The following is a 7,293-nucleotide window of genomic DNA, read 5'->3' as shown; positions in this document are numbered from 1 at the left end:
GCGGACCGGGTGCTCGGCCCGTTCATCAACACGTTGCCGGTACGGGCCCGTACCGGTGGGATCGGTGTCCACGACGCGGTCGAGGCGATGCGCTCACAGCTCGCGGCGCTGTTGGAACACGAGCACGCGCCGCTGGCCGTCGCCCAGCAGGCCAGCGGGGTGGCGGGGAACCTGCCGCTGTTCACCAGCCTGTTCAACTACCGCCACATCACCCGGACCGACACGGCACCGCGCGGTGAGCGCGGCGGTATCCGCAGCCTGATGAGCCAGGAGCGGACCAACTATCCACTGGACGTGTCGATCAACGACCGCGGCGACGACGGGCTGAGTATCACGGTCGATGCGGTCGCGTCGATCGATCCCCGCCTGGTCGGTCACCTGGCATGCACCGTCCTGGAGAATCTGGTCACGGCCCTCGATGAGGATCCCGGCACCGCCCTGCGCGAGATCGGTGTTCTGGACGCCGGGCAGCGGCACCGGATCCTGCATGAGTGGAACGACACCGCCGCGGACACCCCTGCGGTGACCTATCCCATCGTCTTCGAAGGCCAGGCCAGGCGTACCCCGGACGTAGCGGCGTTGTGTTCCGGCACGCTCGCGGCGCCGTTGACGTTCGCCGAGGTGAATGCGCGGGCGAACCGGCTGGCGCGGCACCTGGTCGAGCGGGGCGTGGGACCGGAGCGGGTGGTGGCGCTCGCGTTGCCACATTCGGAACAGATGGTGGTCGCGATTCTCGCTGTCTGGAAGGCTGGTGGCGCCTACGTGCCCGTCGACTCGGGCATGCCGGCGAGCCGTGTCGCGTTCATGCTCCGCGACGCGGCTCCGGCGCTGGTGGTGACCACCTCGACCGCCGGGGACCTCGGGGCCGAGGCACCTCGTCTTGTCCTCGACGACCCGGCGACGGCCGAGCTGCTGGCCCGGTACTCCGGCGATGACCTGACCGACGCTGACCGGCTCGGCGTCCCGCTCCCCGGCCACGCGGCGTACCTGATCTACACCTCCGGTTCCAGCGGTATGCCCAAGGCGGTGCTGGTCGAGCACCGCAACTTGGCGGACCTGCTGTCCCACCATCGGGTGGCCACCGCCGATGCCGGCGGTCGGCTGCGGGCCGCGCTGAGCGCGTCGTTCTCCTTCGACGCCTCGCTGGAAGGGATGCTGTTCCTGGCCCGTGGTCACGAGCTGCACGTGCTGGACGACGACGTCCGCCTGGGTCCGCGGGCGTTCGCCGCCTACGTTGCCGAGCACCGGATCGACTACCTGAACGTCACTCCCTCCTACGTCCGGGAACTGCTGTACGCGGGTTTGCTCTCGGACGAGCGGCACCGTCCGAAAATGCTGGACGTCGGCGGCGAGGCGATGGACGAGCCGCTGTGGCTCGAGCTGGCGGCCGCCACGGACATCACCGTCTACAACCTCTACGGGCCGACGGAGTGCACCATCGACGCGCTCGGCTGCCGCGTCAGCGACGCGGAGCATCCGGTGGTCGGCCGCCCCTTGCCCAACTTCCAGGCGTACGTGCTGGACGACATGCTGGCGCCGATGCCGGCCGGGGTCGAGGGTGAGTTGTACCTTGCCGGCCCCGGCGTGGCCCGCGGCTACGTCGGGCGGGCGGCGCTGACAGGTGAGCGGTTTGTAGCGTCTCCGTACGCAGCCGCGGGTCAGCGGATGTACCGCACCGGCGACCGGGCGAGGTGGACCGCTGACGGGCAGCTCGACTTCCTGGGCCGGGCGGATGCGCAGGTGAAGGTCCGCGGGTTCCGGATCGAGCCCGGCGAGATCGAGAACGCCCTGCGTACCTGCGCGGGCGTGGCTCAGGCCGCGGTGGTCGTGCACGACGGGCGGTTGGTCGCGTACGTGGTCGCCGATGGTGACGTGGGCGACCTGCGGGGTTTGCTGGGGGAACGGCTTCCGGAGTACATGGTCCCGTCCGCCGTGGTGCTGTTGGCGCGGCTGCCGATGACCACCAGCGGGAAGCTGGACCGGCGGGCCCTGCCGGACCCGGAGTACGGCACCGGGGCGGGCCGAGCACCGGCCAGCGTGCAGGAAGAGCTGCTGTGTGCCGCGTTCGCGCAGGTGCTCGGCCTGGAGTCGGTCGGTGTCGACGACAGTTTCTTCGAGTTGGGTGGACATTCGCTGCTGGCGGTGCGGCTGGTGTCGCGGGTCCGGGTCAGTCTCGGTGCGGAGCTGCCGCTGCGCACCCTGTTCGAGGCCAGCACTCCGGCCAGGCTGGCGGCGCGGCTGGCCGCCGCCGACACGGTCGGGCCCAGGCCGGCGGTGCGTCCCGCCGATCGCCCGGAGCGAGTGCCGTTGTCGTTCGCACAGCGGCGGCTGTGGTTCCTGGCCCAGTTGGAAGGCCCGGGCGCGACGCACAACATCCCCTCGATGATTCGGCTGTCCGGAGAGGTGGACACGTCAGCGCTGGGAGCGGCGCTCCGGGACGTGATCGGCCGGCACGAGTCGCTGCGCACGATCTTCGCCGTCGCCGAGGGCGAGCCGTACCAGCGGGTCCTGACCCTCGACGAACTGGCCTGGGAGCTGGAGGTCGTTCGGGTCGAACCGGGCGAGGTGGCCGCGGCGGTGGGCGAGGCGAACCGGTACGCGTTCGACCTGTCGACCGAGGCGCCGATCCGGGCCACGCTGGTCGAGGCGGGGCCGGACGAGCGGGTCCTCGCCCTGGTGGTGCACCACGTCGCCACCGACGGCTGGTCCACCGGTCCGCTCACCCGTGACCTGGCGGTCGCTTACGAGGCGCGCAAGGCAGGCGCGGCGCCGGCGTGGGAGCCGCTGCCGGTGCAGTACGCGGACTACGCGCTGTGGCAGCGGGAACTGCTCGGCAGTGACGACGACCCGGACAGTCTGCTGTCGACCCAGGTGGACTACTGGCGGGAGGCCCTGTCCGGCGCGCCGAAAGAGCTGGCGCTGCCGCACGACCGGTCCCGCCCGGCGATAGCGAGTCACCGCGGGCACGTGGCGCGGCTGGCGGTTCCGGCCGGTGTGCACCAGCGGCTCGCGGAGCTGGCCCGCGAGGAGGGCGTCACGCCCTTCATGGTGGTGCAGGCCGCCCTCGCCGTCCTGCTGTCGCGGCTGGGTGCGGGCACCGACATCCCGATCGGGTCGGCGGTGGCCGGCCGTACGGACGAGGCCTTGAATGATCTGGTCGGGTTCTTCGTCAACACCCTGGTGATCCGTACGGACCTGTCCGGGGGTCCGGAGTTCCGGCAAGTCCTGTCCCGAGTGCGGGCAACGACTCTCGGGGCGTTGGCGCATCAGGATGTGCCGTTCGAACGTCTGGTGGAGGAGTTGGCGCCGGACCGGTCCCTGTCGCGACAGCCGCTGTTCCAGGTGATGCTGACCCTGCAGAACACCGAACGTGCCACGAACCCGCTGGCCGTCCCGGGGAGCCGTAACGGCCGGCCCGCGGCGGCCGGCTCCACGACGACGGCCGCACGTTTCGACCTCGACCTGACCCTCACCGAAACCTTCGACCCCGAGGGGCGGCCGAGCGGCCTGCGCTGCTCGGTGACGGGTGCCGCGGACCTGTTCGAGCCGTCGACGGTGGAGCGGATCGCGCAGTGGTTCGGCCGGGTGCTCGGCATCGTCACCGCGGCGCCGGAGCTGCCGCTGCGTGCCGTGGGTCTGGTGGACCGGTCGGAGCGGGGCCGGTTGCTGCACGCGTGGAACGACACCGCCGCGCCGATTCCGGACGGTACGGTCCTGGATCTCTTCGCCGGACGGGCGGCCGCGCATCCCGATCTGCCGGCGGTGACCGCCGACGGTGTGACGCTGACGTACGCGCAGTTGAATGCGCGGTCGGACGAGCTGGCGGTGGGGCTGGCCGGTGCCGGTGTGGGCACCGACTCGCTGGTCGCGTTGGTGTTGCCGCGTGGTGTGGAGATGGTCGCGGCGATCCTGGCGGTGTGGAAGACCGGCGCGGGGTACGTGCCGATCGACCCGGAGCTGCCGGCGGAGCGGATCAATTTCGTCCTGGCCGACAGCGGTGCCCGTGCCGTGATCTCCGATGGGGATGATTCGGGTGCCCTGGACGTTCCCGTTCTGCGGGTCGACGACGTCCGAGGCGGCGATCCGTTCCCGACGCGGCCGGTGAATTCCGCGGGGCTGGCGTACGTGATCTATACGTCCGGTTCGACGGGCGCACCCAAGGGGGTAGCAGTCTCGCACGGTTCGCTGATGAACCTGCTCTCCGTTTTCGGGCCGTTGCTGGGTGTGGACACAGGTGTGGGGGTGTTGCAATTCGCGTCGTTCGGATTCGACGCCTCGGTGCTGGACGTGGGCGTGGCGCTGACCCGGGGCGGCACGCTGGTGATCGCCGGCGATCGGGAGCGCGCTGAGCCGCAACTGCTGGCCGACCTGCCGGTCCGGGTGGCCAGTGTGGTGCCGTCACTGTTGTCGGTGCTGGCCCCGGAACGGCTGCCGGTGGAGTCCCTGGCGGTGGGTGCGGAGGCGATCGGGGAGCAGACCGCTCGGGAGTGGTCGGCCGGTCGCCGGTTGGTGAACACGTACGGGCCGACCGAAGCGACAGTGATGGTCGCCGCGGGTGAGGTCGATCCGGGCCGGACGGGTCCGGTGCCGTTCGGCCGGCCGATCGCGAACACCCGCCTGTATGTCCTCGACGATGCGTTGAGCCCGGTCCCGGTCGGGGTCCCGGGCGAGTTGTACGTGGCGGGCGCGGGGCTGGCACGCGGCTATGTGGGCCGGTCGGGGCTGACCGCGGAACGGTTCGTGGCCTGCCCTCACGCTGGCCCGGGTGAGCGGATGTACCGCACCGGCGACGTCGCCCGCTGGACCGACGACGGTCAGCTCGTGTTCGTGGGCAGGGCGGACGAGCAGGTGAAGATCCGGGGCTTCCGGATCGAGCCCGGTGAGATCGAGACGGTGTTGGCCGAGCATCCGGGCGTGGCGCAGGTGGCGGTGATCGCCCGCGAGGACACGCCGGGGGACAGGCGGCTGGTCGCCTACCTGGTGCCCGCCCCCTTCGGCGTCTCCGACGACGAGCTGACGGCGTTCCTGGGTCGGCGGCTGCCGGACTACATGGTCCCGGCCGCGTTCGTGACGCTGGCGGCGCTGCCGCTGACCGTGAACGGGAAGCTGGACCGGCGGGCGTTGCCGGCACCGGAGTACCGCGGCGGGGCGGGCCGGGCTCCCGCCAGCGTGCAGGAAGAGGTGCTGTGCGCGGCGTTCGCGGAGGTCCTCGGCCTGGAATCGGTGGGCGTGGACGACAGCTTCTTCGCGTTGGGCGGGCATTCGCTGCTGGCGGTGTCGCTGGTGGAGAGGCTGCGGACGGCGGGCGTGTCGGTGTCCGTGCGGGCGTTGTTCCAGTCGCCGACCCCGGCGGGACTGGCGGCCTCCGCGGGCGCGCCGCCGGTGGTGGTGCCGGAAAACCTGATCCCGGCCGGCGCACAGGTGATCACGCCGGAGATGCTGACCCTGGTCGAACTGACCGAGGCGGAAGTCGCCCAGGTGGTGGCGTCGGTCGACGGAGGAGCGGCGAACGTCGCCGACATCTACCCGCTGGCGCCCTTGCAGGAGGGTCTGCTGTTCCATCACCTGCTTGCCGAGGAGGGTGGGCAGGATGCGTACCTGACCGTGCAGGCGCTCGAGTTCGGCTCGCGGGAGCGTCTGGACAGATTCGCGGCCGGACTGCAGACGATCGTGGACCGGCATGACATCTACCGCACGGCGATCGTGTGGCAGGGATTGCGCGAGCCGGTGCAGGTGGTGTGGCGCCGGGCGACCTTCCCGGTGATCGAGCATGTGCTGGAAGCCGCCGGCGTCGAGACGTTGACCGGGGCGGCCGGTTCCGGAGTCACGCTGACCCGGGCGCCGTTGATCGATCTGCATGTGGCTGAGGCTGGTGACGGCCAGTGGCTCGGTGTGTTGCGGATGCACCATGCTGTTCAGGACCACGTCGGTATGGACGCGCTGTTGCACGAGATGAGGTTGATCCTCGCCGGTCGTGCCGACCAGCTGGCTCCGGCCCTGCCGTTCCGCAACTTCGTGGCGCAGAGCCGAGCCGTGCCGCGGGCGGAACACGAGCGGTACTTCACCGAACTGCTCGGTGACGTTGACGGGTCGACCGCGCCGCTCGGCCTGTTCGATGTCCGCGGTGACGGGACCGGGTCGACGAAGGCGTTGGTACCGGTGCCGGATGAGGTGACCGTCGCTCTTCGGGAGGTGTGCCGGCGGTTGGGCGTGTCGCCCGCGACGGTGCTGCACGTGGCGTGGGCCCGGGTGCTGGCGGTGTTGTCGGGTCGTGATGACGTGGTGTTCGGGACCGTGTTGTTCGGCCGGATGAACGCCGGTGAGGGCGCGGACCGGGTGCTCGGCCCGTTCATCAACATGCTGCCGGTACGGGCCCGTACCGGTGGGGTCGGTGTCCGCGACGCGGTCGAGGCGATGCGTTCACAGCTGGCGACCCTGCTGGAACACGAGCACGCGCCGCTGGCCGTCGCCCAGCAGGCCAGCGGTGTGCCCGGCGACTCGCCGCTGTTCACCAGCTTCTTCAACTATCGCCACATCGTCCGGTCCGCTGGCGGAGGCGGCGACCAGAACCAGGGGATTCGCAGCCTGATGACCCGGGAGGGGAGCAACTACCCCCTGGGTGTCTCGGTCAACGACCTCGGCGACGGCGGGTTGAGCATCAGCGTGCATGTCGTCACCCCCATCGACCCGTCGATGGTCGGCGAGCTCCTGCGTACCGGCACGGAGGGCGTGCTCGCGGCACTGCGCCGGACACTTGACGGCGGACCGGACACTGCCCTCCACGCGCTCGACGTGCTGGATCCGCAAGGTCGTGACCTGGTGGTCCGGCAGTGGAACGACACGGCGGTGCCGGTGTCGGCGGGGTCGGTGGTGGAGTTGTTCGGGCGTTGGGTGTCGGAGACGCCGGACGCGGTTGCGGTGGCCGCCGATGGCGTGGAGCTGTCGTACGCGGAGTTGGATGAGCGGGCTGGTCGGTTGGCCGGTCATCTGCGTGGGTTGGGGATCGGGCCGGAGTCGGTGGTGGCGGTCGTGTTGGACCGTGGTGTCGACCTGGTGGTGGCGTTGCTGGGTGTGTTGAAGGCGGGAGCGGCGTATCTACCGGTGGATGTGCGGTACCCGGCGGAGCGGATCGAGTTCATGCTGGCCGACAGCCGGGCGATCGTGGTGCTGGGTGTGTCAGACGTCCTGGATGAGTTGCCGGTGCGTGGTGTGGTGCCGGTGGCGTTCGACGATCCGGCGGTGTGGCGGGCCCAGCCGGTGACGGCGGAGGTCGCGCCGCAGAGCTTGGCGTAT

1 protein-coding gene is annotated in these 7,293 nt (G+C 70.8%); it reads left to right on the top strand.

Features of this window, described 5'->3' with window-relative positions; genetic code table 11:
* On the top strand, positions 1-7,293 hold a 7,293-nt coding region (locus ACFP2T_RS31565), incomplete at both ends, for an amino acid adenylation domain-containing protein (RefSeq protein WP_377428205.1).

This window comes from Plantactinospora solaniradicis (genome assembly GCF_042658085.1).
Taxonomy (GTDB): domain Bacteria; phylum Actinomycetota; class Actinomycetes; order Mycobacteriales; family Micromonosporaceae; genus Plantactinospora; species Plantactinospora solaniradicis.
This window is presented reverse-complemented; position numbering and strand designations above follow the sequence as displayed.